Raw genomic sequence first — 14,757 nt, forward strand, 5'->3', positions numbered from 1 at the left:
CCGCCGGGGGAGGGGTCGGCGACGGTCAGTCGCGGCGGGCCCGGTTGCCGGGACGGCTGGCGACCCAGGCGCGGATCGTGTCCGCGTACCAGTAGGGCTTGCCCGATTCGACCTGGTCGGGTGCCGGCAGGAGTCCATGCTTCCGGTAGGAGCGGACCGTGTCCGGCTGGACACGGATGTGCGCGGCGATGTCCTTGTACGACCAGAGCCTTCTGTCCGTCATGCCTGGTACCTCCCTGCGCACCGCGCAGCGGCGGCAGGGGGTGCCGTTCGGGGGCGCTGCGGGCGGGCGTTGGTGATCACTGAGCCTGTGCCCGTTGAACGACCCCTGCCGACAGGAGGAGAGCGGCTGTCGAGCGCCTGTGACGGAAGACCCGCGTAACCGGGATACGCGTGACGGGGAAGCGACCTGTGTGACGGAAGTGATGCACGCGGACGCCGGTGTGTCCGCGTGCGTCACCCCTGGTCGGACAGGTATGCGCCGGTCACACGCCGCAGGAGCGCAGGAAGCGCCGCGTGCGCAGCGCGATCGGGTACGGAACATCCGGCTCGCAGGGGTACATGTCCTGCTCGACGATCGCGAAGAGGTCCACGTCCAGCGCCTGCGCGGCGGCCAGCACCGGCTCCAGGGCGGGCACCCCGGTCGGCGGTTCGCACATCACGCCCCGCGCGACCGCCGGGCCGAACGGCACCTCGTCGGCCACCACCCGGGCCAGGACCTCCGGATCGACCTGCTTGAGGTGGAGGTAGCCGATCCGCTCCCCGTAGCTCTCGATCAGCTTGACGCTGTCCCCGCCGGCGTAGGCGTAGTGCCCGGTGTCCAGGCAGAGCGCGACGGCCTCCGGGTCGGTGGCGTCGAGGAAGCGCGTCACGCTCTCCTCGCCGTCGAGATGGGTGTCGGCATGCGGATGGACGACGAGCCGCAGCCCGTACCGCTCCCACACCTCCCGCCCCAGACGTTCCGTCAGACCGGTCAGATCCCGCCACTGCTCCGCGGTGAGCGTGCGCTCCTCCAGGACCTCGCCCGTCCGGTCGTCCCGCCAGAACGACGGGATGACGACGAGATGGCCGGCGCCCACGGCCTGGGCGAGGGCGGCGTTCTCGGCGACATGCGCCCAGGTGCGGTCCCAGACGCCCGGGCCGTGGTGCAGCCCGGTGAAGACCGTCCCCGCCGAGACCCGCAGCCCGCGCCGAGCGGTCTCCTCCGCGAGGACGGCCGGGTCGGTCGGCAGATAGCCGTACGGCCCCAGCTCGATCCACTCGTAGCCCGCGCCGGAGACCTCGTCGAGGAAGCGCTGCCACGGCACCTGCCGGGGATCGTCGGGGAACCACACCCCCCAGGAGTCCGGCGCGGAGCCGATACGGATACGGGACGGACGCGACGGCGACGGGGGCAACGACGGCTTCGGCGGCTTCGTCATGCCTGCCACCTTGACCGGGCCGCGAGAGCAGCGTCAAGCAGGCGGCGCACGGCGGCGCGGCCGGTGCAGGGCGTTCGCGCCGCGTCCGAATGTCCGGACATGTCGTTGACACGCCTCCGGACGGCCGACTAGACCTGGGGACGGGGCCGGAGGCGAAAGGTGGCGCGTGGAGACGGAGCCGTACGAGCTGATCACCATGGGGCGCCTCGGCGTGGACCTGTACCCGCTGCAGAGCGGCGTCGGGCTCGACCGCGTCGAGACGTATCGCCGGTTCCTCGGCGGCTCCCCGGCCAACGTGGCCGTCGCCGCCGCCCGGCTCGGCCGCCGTACCGCCCTCGTCTCCCGCACCGGCGCCGACCCCTTCGGCACCGCGCTCCACCACGACCTCAAGCGCTTCGGCGTGGACGACCGCTGGGTGACCGAGGTCGCGGCCTACCCCACCCCCGTCACCTTCTGCGAGCTCTTCCCGCCCGACGACTTCCCGCTCCACTTCTACCGCCGTCCCAAGGCCCCCGACCTGGAGATCCACCCGCACGAGCTCGACCTCGGAGCGATCCGCGCCGCCCGGGTCTTCTGGGCGACCGGCACCGGCCTCTGCGCCGAACCGAGCCGCGCCGCGACCCTGGAGGCGCTGCGCGCCCGGTCCGGCCGGGAGGTGACGGTCCTCGACCTGGACTGGCGCCCCGTGTTCTGGACGGACCCGGCCGAGGCCCGCCCGTACTACGCCGAGGCCCTGCGCCACGCGACCGTCGCCGTCGGCAACCTCGACGAGTGCGAGGTCGCCACCGGGGAGCGCGAACCGTACGCCGCCGCCCGCGCGCTGCTCGCCACCGGCGCGGTCCGGCTCGCCGTCGTGAAGCAGGGGCCCGAGGGCGTCCTCGCGCTCGCCGCCGACGGGACGTCCGCCGAGGTGCCGCCGCTGCCGGTGGAGGTCGTCAACGGGCTCGGCGCGGGCGACGCCTTCGGCGGTGCCCTCGTCCACGGCCTCCTCGCCGGCTGGGACCTCGAACGGACCCTGCGCCACGCCAACGCCGCCGGCGCGATCGTCGCGGGCCGCCTCGCCTGCTCCTCCGCCATGCCGTACGCGGAGGAGATCGCCGAGGCGCTCGCCGCGGGCACGGGAACGATCCCGGAAAGGGGGTAGGGATCCCGTCATGAACTCCGGCCCCTCCCGCCCCGCGCGTCTCCATCTGCCCGCCGGCACCGCCGCCCACGGGCCGTACGCGCTCCGCGTCGACCCCGAGCAGGCCGGCTGGGAGCACTCCGCCCTGCGGGTCCTCACCCTCGGGCCGGGGGAGACCCACTCCTTCGAGAGCGGGGATTCCGAATGGGTCGTGCTTCCCCTCGCCGGTGCCTGTAGCGTGCGCCTCGACGGCGAAGTCCTCGAACTCCTGGGCCGCGACAGCGTGTTCACGGGAGTGACCGACTTCGCCTACGTACCGCGCGACGCCCACGCCCAGATCGCCTCCGGCGCGGGGGGCCGCTTCGCTTTGGCAGGAGCGAAGTGCGAGCGACGACTCCCCGCCCGCTACGGCCCCGCGCCGGAGGTTCCCGTCGAGACGCGGGGCAGCGGAAACCGTGCCCGCCAGGTGCGGAACTTCGCCGCCGCAGGCGCCTTCGCCTGCGACCGGCTGATCGCCGTCGAGGTCGTCACCCCCGGCGGCAACTGGTCCTCCTATCCGCCGCACAAGCACGACGAGCACCGCCCGGGCGCCGAGTCCGTCCTGGAGGAGATCTACTACTACGAGATCGACGGCCCGCACGGCCTCGCCTACCAGCGGATCTCGCCCTCCCGGCCCGGCGGCGCCGAGCTCCTCGCCGAGGTCCGGGACGGCGACGCCGTCCTCGTACCGGACGGCTGGCACGGGCCCTCGATCGCCCAGCCGGGGCACGACCTCTACTACCTCAACGTCATGGCGGGCCCCGGCGCCGAGCGAGAATGGAAGATCTCCTTCCACCCGGACCACGAGGAGGGGTACGTATGACCGTCCGGCTGACCGTCGCCCAGGCCCTCGTCCGCTTCCTCGCCGCCCAGTACACGGAGCGCGACGGGGCCCGGCAGCGGCTGATCGCCGCCACCTGGGGCATCTTCGGCCACGGGAACGTCGCCGGGATCGGCCAGGCCCTCGTCGAGGACGCCGAGCTCATGCCCTTCCACCAGGGCCGCAACGAACAGGCCATGGTCCACGCCGCCGTCGGCTACGCCCGCCAGTCGAACCGGCTCTCCGCGCACGCCGTCACCACCTCCATCGGCCCCGGCGCCACCAACCTCGTCACCGGCGCCGCCCTCGCCACGATCAACCACCTGCCGGTCCTGCTCCTCCCCGGCGACACCTTCGCCACCCGCCCCGCCGACCCCGTCCTCCAGCAGCTCCAACTCCCCTACGCCGGCGACGTGTCGGTCAACGACTGCCTGCGGCCCGTCTCCCGCTACTTCGACCGCATCGGACGGCCCGAGGCCCTCGTCCCGGCCGCACTCGCCGCCATGCGGGTCCTCACCGACCCCGTGGAGACCGGCGCGGTGACCCTCGCACTGCCCCAGGACGTCCAGGCGGAGGCGTACGACTGGCCGGACGAGTTCTTCGCCGAGCGGGTCTGGCGGGTCCGCCGCCCCTCCCCGGACGAGGACGAACTGGACGCGGCGGTCGCGGCGATCAGCCGGGCCACCCGTCCGCTGATCGTCGCCGGCGGCGGCGTCCGGTACAGCGGCGCCGAGGAGGCACTCCACGACTTCGCCGCCCTGAGCGGCATCCCGGTCGCCTTCACCCAGGCCGGCAAGGGGGCGCTGTCGCACGACCACCCCCAGAACGTCGGAGGCATCGGCCACACCGGCACCGCCGTCGCCGACCACCTGGCCCGCACCGCCGACGTGATCATCGGCGTCGGCACCCGCTGGACCGACTTCACCACCGCCTCGGGAACCCTCTTCGGCCACCCCTCCGTACGGTTCGTCAACCTCAACATCGCCGCCTTCGACTCCCACAAGCTGGCCGCGCTCCCGCTCGTGGCGGACGCCCGCGAGGGCCTGGAACAGCTCCACTCGCTCCTGGAGCCCCACCACGTCACCCAGCACTACGTGCACGAGTACGCCGAGGAGAGGCTCCGCTGGCAGCGCCGCGTCGACGCCGCCTACGCCGTCCCCGACGAGGACGCCCGGCCCACCCAGGCCCAGGTCCTCGGCGTACTCGACACTCTGGTCGACGGCAGCGACATCCTGATCAACGCCGCAGGCTCCCTCCCCGGCGACCTCCACAAGCTCTGGCGGCCCCGCTCCACGGACCAGTACCACGTCGAATACGGGTACTCCTGCATGGGCTACGAGATCCCGGCGGCCCTCGGAGTCCTGCTCGCCGCGCCCGGCCGGCCCGTCTGGGCGCTCGTCGGCGACGGTACGTATCTGATGAATCCCACCGAGATCGTCACCGCCGTGCAGGAACGGCTGCCCCTGCGTCTTGTCATCCTGCAGAACCACGGGTACGCCTCCATCGGCGGCCTCTCCGAGGCGGTCGGCGCCGAGCGGTACGGCACCGACTACCGCCACCGGGACCCGGACGGCGGCTTCACCGGCGCGCCGCTCCCCGTCGACCTCGGGGCCAACGCCGCCTCCCTCGGCATGCGCGTGCTGCGCCCCCGCACCGTGCGTGACCTGCGGGAAGCCCTCGCGGACGCGCGGGCGGCGACGGTTCCCACATGTGTCTACGTCGAGACCGAAACGGCAGACACAGTGTCGGGCCCGCCCCCGGCCCAGGCATGGTGGGATGTGCCCGTGGCCGAGACGTCGACCCGCCCGTCGGCGGTCAAGGCCCGCGAGGAGTACGACCGGCACGTCACCGCCCGACGCCGCCATCTCTGAAGGAGCATCTCGTCATGACGAACACCGTCAAGACTGTCAACCACTGGATCGGTGGCAAGGCCGTCGAGGGCACGTCGGGCAACTGGGGCCCGGTCACCGACCCGGCCACCGGCGCCGTGACCACCCGTGTCGCGCTCGCCTCCGTCGAGGAGGTGGACGCCGCCGTCGCCGCCGCCAAGGACGCCTTCGCCACCTGGGGCACCTCGTCCCTCGCGCAGCGCACCACGATCCTCTTCAAGTTCCGCGCGCTGCTCGACGCCAACCGCGACGCGATCGCCGAGCTGATCACCGCCGAGCACGGCAAGGTCCACTCGGACGCGCTCGGCGAGGTCGCCCGCGGCCTGGAGATCGTCGACCTGGCCTGCGGCATCACCGTCCAGCTCAAGGGCGAGCTCTCCACCCAGGTGTCGAACCGCGTGGACGTGGCCTCGATCCGCCAGCCGGTGGGTGTCGTCGCGGGCATCACGCCCTTCAACTTCCCGGCCATGGTGCCGATGTGGATGTTCCCGATCGCCATCGCGACCGGCAACACCTTCATCCTCAAGCCGAGCGAGAAGGACCCGTCGCCGGCCCTGAAGATCGCCGAGCTGCTCGCCGAGGCGGGCCTCCCGGACGGTGTCTTCAACGTCCTGAACGGCGACAAGGTCTCCGTGGACCGCCTCCTGGAGCACCCGGACGTCTCCGCGATCTCCTTCGTGGGCTCGACCCCGATCGCCCGCCACATCCACACCACCGCCTCCGCCAACGGCAAGCGCGTCCAGGCGCTCGGCGGCGCGAAGAACCACATGCTGGTCCTCCCGGACGCCGACCTCGACGCGGCGGCGGACGCGGCCGTCTCGGCGGCGTACGGCTCCGCCGGCGAGCGCTGCATGGCGATCTCGGCGGTCGTGGCCGTCGGCTCCATCGGCGACCAGCTCGTCGACAAGATCCGCGAGCGCGCCGAGAAGATCAAGATCGGCCCCGGCAACGACCCGACCTCGGAGATGGGCCCGCTTATCACGGCCGTCCACCGCGACAAGGTGGCCTCCTACGTCACCGGCGCGGCGGCCGAGGGCTGCGAGGTCGTCCTCGACGGCACCGGTTACACGGTCGAGGGCCACGAGAACGGCCACTGGATCGGCCTGTCCCTCCTGGACCACGTGCCGACGACGGCCGCGGCCTACCAGGACGAGATCTTCGGCCCGGTGCTCTGCGTGCTGCGCGCCGAGACGTACGAGGAGGGCCTCGCCCTCATCAACGGCTCGCGCTTCGGCAACGGCACCGCGATCTTCACCCGTGACGGCGGCGCGGCCCGCCGCTTCCAGATGGAGGTCGAGGCCGGCATGGTCGGCGTCAACGTGCCGATCCCGGTGCCGGTGGGCTACCACTCCTTCGGTGGCTGGAAGGACTCGCTCTTCGGCGACCACCACATCTACGGCAACGACGGCGTGCACTTCTACACGCGCGGCAAGGTCGTCACCACCCGCTGGCCGGACCCGTCCGACGCCCCGGCCGGCGTGGACCTGGGCTTCCCCCGCAACCACTGACCCGTCGTCCCGTGTTGTTGCCCCTTGTCGGCTCCGGCCGGCGGGGGGCTCTTTCGTGTGGGCCCAGGCAGTCAACCGGCGTGACGGAAGCCGGCCGGCACCCTGGTCCTCAATGTGGCGAGGAGTCGCCACACCCCATCCGGCTCACGGAGCTGGTGCAGGGATCTGGAGAAGGCCCATTCATCGTTCTCGGGATCGAGTTGGTCACGCAGCGCCCGCCACGCGGTCTCATAGTCCGCACACGTTTGCCGGACAGCGGACTGCATCACGAAATTGGGCAGTGTTCCGCTGTGCTTGACCGCTTCAACCCACTGATCGCTTCGGCGGATGGGTGACACCGCGTTGGTCGCCCCGCCGATCGCGCGGCTCAGGATGCTCAGCCGCTCCTCGATGGCCGTCTCGAAGTCCGTGACACTCTGCTTCGCGGCCCCGATCTCGAACCATGTCGCGTCGTCCAGGAGGTCGTCCAGTTCGGGCAGCTTGGACGGAAGGCCGTACTTCGCCAGCAGCGTCGAGTCGGCCAACGCCCGGATGGTCTGCAGGAGTTTCTCCCGGTCACGCCAGTCCCGGCCTTGATTGGCGGCCACACGATGAACGCCCTGCCAGACCGACTTCTCGGTGATGAACCACTGAGCGATCAGGTGGGTCTCGGCGGGGAGGAGCTTCCCGCGCAGGCGCCATGTGTGCTCCATGACCTGTGCGGTGCCTCTCAGCAGCTGCTGGTCGTACGCCATCACCTCGGCCCACAGCGGACGCTCGGGCCGGTCGCGATCGGGGGCGTCATGCGGATAGATCTCTCGTTCGAAGCGTATGAACCGGTCGTTCGGGCGCAGCCATTCGAGATCTGGATCTTCGATGAGCAGCCAGGAGCGCATGAGGGGATGGAAACCGGTCAAGTCCGCTCTCGCGGCGGCCTCGAGCTCCTCCACGGCTTGCACGGCGAGGTCGTCCCGTTTCCGCTCGTCCCTCTGGCCGCCCATCGCCACCGCGTATATGCATGCCGTGTTGTACCTGTCCTGCCAAGGCCGAGACGGCCACAGCTGCCAGTTCGCGAGCCGCTCCGCGGTTCGCCGCCAGATCCACCAGCCTCTCGCCAGCTCGACTCGCTTCATGAGGTCCTTCGCCTCCATGGGCCAGATCAGATCATTTCGCAGTCCTTCCACCGAGCCTGTTTCGGTCTGGTTCACGGCCCACGCCAGACGCAGCGGCGCCCACACGTCTCGATTGAGTCGGAGCGACGTCCACGTGAGTCCTCTGCTCCGCCGTCTGCTGGAATTCCTGAGGAAGCGGAGGACGGGGTAGTCGCTGGCGAGTTGATACATCTCCTCCGCGCAGGCGAGCTGAAATATCAGGCTGACGTTCCTATGGTCGAGGCCCTGCTCCCCGAGCTCGCCCTCGAGCCATGCTCTTGCGGCCTTTTCTTCGCAGATCGGCATATCCACCCCCGGTGGGGTGAGATGGGTGACCGTCCGCCAGTACCTCTCGACGAGTGCGGGGGCCAGCGACTTGCGAATCTCACTTCGGGTGTGTGCGCGTCGCGGGCATTTGCGGTAGTCAGCAGGATCTACGGTCGGCCTGCACCACTGATGAGCGGTGCGTTCGGCCATACCGAGGACGACGGCATAGCGGAACCGCGCTTCGAGCAGGCCATTGCGCCACCATCGGTAACGCTTGCAGAATGATCGACGTGGATTCCAGGGGCCCCTTCTCAGGCGGGCGTTCCGCTCCTCCCTGCTCTGCCCGTCCAAGAGGATTGCTCCGTGGTACGTCTCAAGCGCATCGAGATGCAACCACAGCTTCTCCTGTGTCCCCGCGATCTGTGTGCGCAGGTGAATGTTGGTGGGATCGAGCCGTAGCGCCGTGTAATAGCGGTCGAGGGCATCGTCGAACTTCCGGTCCTGGCTGAGCTCCCTCGCCTCCTGGTAGGCGGCGAACAGTTCGGGCTGGAGATTCCGGCCGCGCCATTCCTGCCAGGGCGCCCTCCGGCTTGCCTGTGTGACCGGCACCAGTGCTGCCATCACCCAGTACCCGCCCGCCTTCACCGCCTCCTCCCATGTCGATGCCCACAGCGTTTCCGTCCGGCTTCCCCTCAGCGCATAGGAGGTGACGGTGACGGTGATGCCGAACGTGGGCTCCTGCTCCCGCGCTCGCAGCACTCCGCGTACCGTGTAGGCGACCTTGGGGCGAAGGCGACTGAACAAGCGCAGGATGCTCGTCCCAAGCTTCTTCGGCTCGAGGTCTATGTCGCCGAGCAGATCCAGGAAGCTTTCGGCCGGCGATTCCGCGGGGAGCGCGGACGGGGGATAAAGGTTCGTTTCTGACAGCTGCTTACGCAACTGGGCGGTGAGACCTTCGAGGCATGAGTCGCCGCCCGCGGTCGAGGAGACAAGTCGCTGCACGTCCACAGGTCCGGGCTTGAACGCGTTGCGCTGGAGCATCCAACGGCGCAGGGCCACGAAGGAGAAGAACAGGAGCAGCAAGCACAACAGACGGAGGCTCAGGCCGGCTCCGTCCTTGCCGCCCGACACGACCCGTGCGGCGCCTTCGAAGAAGCGCATGAACCACTCGGAGACGTCCTGGAAGAACGTGGGCCAGCGCTCCGAGGCCTTCCAGGCCGGCGATACCCAGCCGACGCCGCTGACAGCGGTGATCAGGAGAACAACGGAGAGAATCGCCACCGCCCCTGCACGTATCACGTGAGGTACCGGCAAGGATGACGAATCGATCGCGGAGTGCCGCTCGGAACGAGAGGACATGTCGACCTCAAGTGGTCCTAGTCGTCACTCACCAGTCTTCTACGCTTTCCGGCGGGAGCAAGTCGGCGGGGACGGCGATACACGAAAGGCTCCGTACCGGGCGGGTACGGAGCCCCTCGGGCATCCGGTGGGCGCAGCCGTGCCTAGAAGTTCGAGTGCAGCAGCTTGTTCGGGGAGCCCGACTTCGGGTCCTGGACCTTGCCGGAGGTCGCGTTGTTCACCAGCGCGGTGCCTACCTGGGCCGGGGTGGCGGCGGGGTTGGCCGCCAGGTAGAGGGCGGCGACGCCCGCGGTGTGCGGGGCGGCCATCGAGGTGCCGGAGATGGTGTTCGTGGCCGTGTCGCTGTCCTTCCACGCCGAGGTGACGGAGACGCCCGGGGCGAAGAGGTCGACGCAGGTGCCGTAGTTGGAGAACGAGGCCCGCTTGTCGGCCGAGTCCGTCGCGCCGACCGTGATCGCCTCGGCGACGCGGGCGGGGGAGTAGTTGCAGGCCTTCGCGGGGAGGCCGAGGAAGTTGCCGTTGCCGGCGGCGAGCGCGTACGTGACGCCCGAGGCGATCGAGCGCCTGACGGCGTCGTCGAGCGAGGCGTTGGCGCCGCCGCCCAGGCTCATGTTGGCGACGGCGGGCTTGACCGCGTTGGCCGTCACCCAGTCGACGCCCGCGATGACGCCGGCGGTGGTGCCGGAGCCGTTGCAGTCGAGGACGCGGACGGCGACCAGCTTCACGCCCTTGGCGACGCCGTACTTCGCCCCGCCGACGGTGCCGGCGACATGGGTGCCGTGGCCCTGGCAGTCCTGGCCGTTCTGCCCGCCGCCGACGGTGTCGGTGCCGACGGAGGCCCGGCCGCCGAACTCGCCGTGCGAGGTGCGGATCCCGGTGTCGATGATGTACGCGGTGACGTTCGACGCGGTCGTGTCGTAGGTGTACGTCGTCGACAGCGGCAGATCGCGCTGGTCGATGCGGTCCAGGCCCCAGCTGGCCCCGGTCTGGGTGTCGGCGACCCGGACGGTCGCGTCCTGCTCGACGTAGGCGACCCGGGGGTCGGCGGCGAGCCGCGCGGCGCGGGCCTGCGACATCGTGGTGGAGAAGCCCTTGAGGGCCGAGCGGTAGACGTGCTTCGGGGTGGCGCCGAGGTCGGCGGCGCGGGTCGAGCCGTCCTTGAGGACGACGATCCAGCTGTTCTCGACGGCGGTGGACGCCGGGGCGAGCCGCAGGTCACCGGTGGGCGCGACCGTGGGGGAGGCGCTCTGCGCGGCGGGGGAGGCGGCGAACTGGAGTCCGGCGGCGAGCGCGAGGACGGGGACGAGGGCGCCGAGGCGGCGGGCGGTCCGATTCATGTGGTGGGGCACCTGGACCTTTCGTTGTCCGGATCACGGGCAAGTACGGGTACGTGCGTGGTGCGGCGCGGTGGTGCGGTCGTGCGGTGCGGTGTCCCTCAGAGTCTCGTGTTGTCATGTGCGGCACAAGGGTGCGGATACTGCGTCCGGTGTACGTGACGGCCCGCCGTACGACCCCAGGAGGTCGGCCGCCTCCCCCTTCGGACCGCAGTGCCGCACGAGCGGGCCCGCTTAGGCTCGACCCATGCGACTCCGACTTCCCCGGTGGGCCGCGGTCACCGCCGTCCTCGCCGTCCTCGCGGGTGCCGGCACCTGGACCGCCGTCGCCTCGGACGAACCGCCGCCCGTGCACCGCGCGGACAAGGCGCTCGACCTCGACGGCATCAAGCTCGACACCTCGTACTTCACGAGCGGCGGAGAAGGGCGGCGCCCCGCCGTCCTCCTCGGCCACGGCTTCGGCGGCTCCAAGAACGACGTCCGCGCCCAGGCCGAACAGCTCGCCCGCGACGGCTACGCCGTCCTGACCTGGTCCGCCCGCGGCTTCGGCGCCTCCACCGGGGAGATCGGCCTCAACGACCCCGACCACGAGGTCGCGGACGTCCGGAAGCTGATCGACTGGCTCGCGGCCCGCCCCGAGGTCCTCCTCGACAAGGCCGGCGACCCGCGCGTCGGCGTCACCGGCGCCTCCTACGGCGGAGCGATCTCCCTGCTCGCCGCCGGCCACGACCCGCGCGTCGACGCCGTCGCCCCCCAGATCACCTACTGGAACCTCGCCGACGCCCTCTTCCCGAACGACGTCTTCAAGAAGCTCTGGGCCGGGATCTTCTTCTCCGCCGGCAACCAGCCGGGCGCGCCCGCCGCGGCCGACGACCAGCCGGGCGCGCCCGCCGCCTCCGGTCGGGCCGACGCCTGCGGCCGCTTCACCGCCGAACTCTGCTCCCTCTACCAGCGCGTCGCCGTCAGCGGAAAGCCCGACGCGGCCGCCCGCGCCCTCCTCGAAGCCCGCAGCCCCTCCGCCGTCGGCGCCCGGATCAAGGTGCCCGCGCTCATCGTCCAGGGCCAGTCCGACTCCCTCTTCACCCTCGGCCAGTCCGACGCCATGGCCCGCGCCCTCACCGCCAACGGCGCCCCCGTCGCCGTCGACTGGATCGCCGGCGGCCACGACGGCGGAGACCGCGAGACCGAGCGCGTCGAGCGGCGGATCAGCACCTGGTTCGACCGCTGGCTGAAGCGCGACACCTCCACCGACACCGGCCCCGCCTTCCGCGTCAGCCGCACCGGCGGCGTCGACTCCACCGACGGACAGGCCACGCTGCGCGCCGCGACCGCCGACCGCTACCCGGGCCTCACCGCGGCCACCGAGAGCTTCACCCTCGCCGGGCCGCCGCAGACCTTCGCCAACCCGGCCGGCGCCGCACCGCCCGCCATCTCCGCCGTCCCCGGCCTCGGCGGAGGCCTCTCCGGCCTGTCCTCCCTCGGCGTCGGCCTCTCCCTGGACTTCCCCGGCCAGTACGCCCGCTTCGACGCGAAGCCGCAGACCGAGGCCGTCCGGATCACCGGCACCCCGACCGTCCGCGTCAAGGTCACCTCCACCGCGGCCGACGGATCCGCCGTGCTCTTCGCCAAGGCGTACGACGTCGGGCCCGACGGACGGCAGCAGGTGCTGCCCTCCCAGCTCGTCACCCCCGTACGCGTCGAGGACGCCTCGAAGGGCCGCAGCGTCACCCTGACCCTGCCCGCGATCGACCACGAGGTGGAGGCCGGGCACCGGCTGCGCCTCGTCCTCGCCGCCACCGACCTCGGCTACGCCTCCCCGGCCGTCCCCGCCGGCTACACCGTCGCCGTCGAGGGCCCGCTCACCGTCCCCACCGCGCCCGGCCTCGACACCCAGGCCGCCGCGCTGCCCTGGTGGGTCTGGGGCCTGCCGCTCCTCGGCCTCGTCGTCGCCGCGGCCCTCCTCCTGACCGCCCGCCGCCGCGTCACGGCGCCCGCACCGGATCCCGAACTCACCTCCGTACCCCTCCAGATCACCGGACTCTCCAAGAAGTACGCGGGCGGAGACAGGTACAGCGTCAAGGACCTGTCGTTCCGCGTCGAGCAGGGCCAGGTCCTCGGCCTCCTCGGTCCGAACGGCGCCGGCAAGACCACCACCCTGCGCATGCTGATGGGCCTCATCCGGCCCGACGAGGGCGAGATCCGGGTCTTCGGCCAGGCCATCCGCCCCGGCGCCCCCGTCCTCTCCCGGGTCGGCTCCTTCGTCGAGGGCGCCGGCTTCCTGCCGCACCTCTCCGGCCGGGAGAACCTGGAGCTGTACTGGAAGGCCACCGGCCGCCCCGCCGAGGACGCCCACGTCGACGACGCCCTGCGGATCGCGAACCTGGGCAGCGCCCTCGAACGCGCCGTGCGGACCTACTCGCAGGGCATGCGGCAGCGTCTCGCCATCGCCCAGGCCATGCTCGGCCTGCCGGACCTGCTCATCCTCGACGAGCCGACCAACGGCCTCGACCCGCCGCAGATCCGCGAGATGCGGGAGGTGATGATCCGGTACGCGGCCGAGGGCCGGACCGTCATCGTCTCCAGCCACCTCCTCGCGGAGGTCGAGCAGTCCTGCACCCACCTCGTCGTCATGGACCGGGGACAGCTCGTCCAGGCCGGACCGGTCGCCGAGATCACCGGCTCCGGCGACACCCTGCTCGTGACCCTGGCCGGCGAGGTCGACGATCCGCTCGTCGAGAAGATCGGCGCCCTCCCGGGCGTCGGCTCCGCCGCCCGCGCCGACGGCGGGCTCCTCGTCCGCCTCGACGGCACGGACGCGACCGCCCTCATCGGCGACCTCGTCCGCCTGGACGTCCCGCTCACCGGGGTCGGACCGCACCGGCGCCTCGAAGACGCCTTCCTGACCCTGATCGGAGGAGCATCCGCATGAGCACCACCAGCACCCTCACGGGCGCGGCGGACTCGGCCCCCGGCTACCGGGCCGGACGCACCCTGCCGCTGCGCGTCGAAGCCCTGCGCCAGTGGAAGCGGCGCCGCACCCTGATCATGGGCGGGATCCTCGTCGCCCTTCCCTTCGTGCTGATCGCCGCCTTCGCGATCGGCGGCGCCGGGGACGGCGACCGCAACGGCCGGATCACCCTGATGGACACGGCGACGGCCTCCGGCGCCAACTTCGCCGCGACCTGCCTCTTCGTCTCGGCCGGCTTCCTCCTCGTCATCCCCGTCGCGCTCTTCTGCGGCGACACCATCGCCTCCGAGGCGAGCTGGTCCTCGCTGCGCTACCTCCTGGCAGCGCCCGTGCCCCGCTCCCGGCTCCTCGCCTCGAAGCTGACCGTGGCCCTCGGCTTCAGCGCGGCCGCGATGGTCCTCCTGCCGATCGTGGCCCTCGCCGCGGGCACGGTCGCCTACGGCTGGGGGCCGCTCCAGCTGCCGACCGGCGGCTCCGTGCCCGCCATGGACGCGGTGCTGCGCATCGGCATCGCCGTCGCGTTCGTCTTCGTGTCCCAGCTGGTCACCGCCGGGCTCGCCTTCTGGCTCTCCACCCGCACCGACGCCCCGCTGGGCGCGGTGGGCGGCGCCGTCGGCCTGACCATCGTCGGCAACGTCCTGGACGCCGTCACGGCGCTCGGCGACTGGCGCGACTTCCTGCCCGCGCACTGGCAGTTCGCCTGGATCGACGCGCTCCAGCCGCAGCTTGAGTGGGGCGGCATGGTCAAGGGAGCGGCGATCTCGGTGACGTACGCCCTGGTCCTCTTCGCGCTCGCCTTCCGCGGCTTCGCCCGCAAGGACATCGTGTCGTAGAAGCCCCTACCGTCTTCTCACACCCACCCCCTTCGAGCCGCTTCCGCGCCCGCGCGGAAGCGGCTC

General features: G+C 71.5%; 10 protein-coding genes. 6 read left to right on the forward strand and 4 right to left on the reverse strand.

Going from position 1 to position 14,757, the window contains the following annotated elements:
* Nucleotides 1-25: 25 nt before the first annotated feature.
* Together SGA01_RS39915 and SGA01_RS39920 are read right to left on the reverse strand one after the other, a co-directional pair.
* A complete protein-coding gene (locus SGA01_RS39915; protein WP_024758354.1) occupies nt 26-223 on the reverse strand; it encodes a helix-turn-helix transcriptional regulator in 198 nt (65 codons plus the stop codon).
* Between the two features lie 262 nt (nt 224-485).
* Nucleotides 486-1,421 carry a sugar phosphate isomerase/epimerase family protein gene (locus SGA01_RS39920; protein WP_141303254.1) on the reverse strand — a complete coding sequence of 312 codons (936 nt, stop codon included), beginning with the start codon at nt 1,419-1,421 and terminating at the stop codon, nt 486-488.
* A 196-nt stretch (nt 1,422-1,617) separates the two neighbouring features.
* On the opposite strand from SGA01_RS39920, the gene iolC reads away from it, so the two are divergent.
* The 4 genes from iolC to mmsA are packed head-to-tail and all read left to right on the forward strand — an operon-like array spanning nt 1,618 to nt 6,800.
* Nucleotides 1,618-2,565 carry a 5-dehydro-2-deoxygluconokinase gene (iolC, locus tag SGA01_RS39925; RefSeq protein WP_141303270.1) on the forward strand — a complete coding sequence of 316 codons (948 nt, stop codon included), beginning with the start codon at nt 1,618-1,620 and terminating at the stop codon, nt 2,563-2,565.
* Nucleotides 2,566-2,575: 10 nt separating this feature from the next.
* Nucleotides 2,576-3,406: a 5-deoxy-glucuronate isomerase gene (gene iolB / locus SGA01_RS39930; protein WP_141303256.1), complete on the forward strand. Its 831-nt coding sequence runs from the start codon at nt 2,576-2,578 to the stop codon at nt 3,404-3,406.
* Nucleotides 3,403-5,274, forward strand: coding sequence for a 3D-(3,5/4)-trihydroxycyclohexane-1,2-dione acylhydrolase (decyclizing) (iolD, locus tag SGA01_RS39935; RefSeq protein WP_141303258.1), 1,872 nt, complete (start codon nt 3,403-3,405; stop codon nt 5,272-5,274). Before iolB ends, iolD begins: the two co-directional genes overlap by 4 nt.
* Before the next feature lie 14 nt (nt 5,275-5,288).
* Nucleotides 5,289-6,800 (forward strand): CoA-acylating methylmalonate-semialdehyde dehydrogenase, encoded by a 1,512-nt coding sequence (gene mmsA, locus SGA01_RS39940; RefSeq protein WP_141303260.1) that lies wholly within the window; start codon nt 5,289-5,291, stop codon nt 6,798-6,800.
* Between the two features lie 71 nt (nt 6,801-6,871).
* Here mmsA and SGA01_RS39945 read toward each other — a convergent pair whose 3' ends face one another.
* Both SGA01_RS39945 and SGA01_RS39950 read right to left on the reverse strand, forming a co-directional pair.
* The gene (locus SGA01_RS39945; protein ID WP_141303262.1) at nt 6,872-9,478 is read right to left on the reverse strand and encodes a hypothetical protein; all 2,607 of its coding nucleotides are present in this window, start codon (nt 9,476-9,478) and stop codon (nt 6,872-6,874) included.
* A gap of 221 nt (nt 9,479-9,699) precedes the next feature.
* On the reverse strand, nt 9,700-10,893 hold the full coding sequence (locus SGA01_RS39950; protein ID WP_141303264.1) for a S8 family peptidase: 1,194 nt from the start codon (nt 10,891-10,893) through the stop codon (nt 9,700-9,702).
* 244 nt (nt 10,894-11,137) lie between these two features.
* Here SGA01_RS39950 and SGA01_RS39955 point away from each other — a divergent pair, with 244 nt between their 5' ends.
* Together SGA01_RS39955 and SGA01_RS39960 are read left to right on the forward strand one after the other, a co-directional pair.
* On the forward strand, nt 11,138-13,819 hold the full coding sequence (locus SGA01_RS39955) for a CocE/NonD family hydrolase (RefSeq protein ID WP_141303266.1): 2,682 nt from the start codon (nt 11,138-11,140) through the stop codon (nt 13,817-13,819).
* A complete protein-coding gene (locus tag SGA01_RS39960) occupies nt 13,816-14,691 on the forward strand; it encodes an ABC transporter permease (protein WP_141303268.1) in 876 nt (291 codons plus the stop codon). Before SGA01_RS39955 ends, SGA01_RS39960 begins: the two co-directional genes overlap by 4 nt.
* The last annotated feature ends 66 nt before the right edge of the window (nt 14,692-14,757 follow it).

This window comes from Streptomyces gardneri, from assembly GCF_006539185.1.
In the GTDB taxonomy this organism is placed as follows: domain Bacteria; phylum Actinomycetota; class Actinomycetes; order Streptomycetales; family Streptomycetaceae; genus Streptomyces; species Streptomyces gardneri.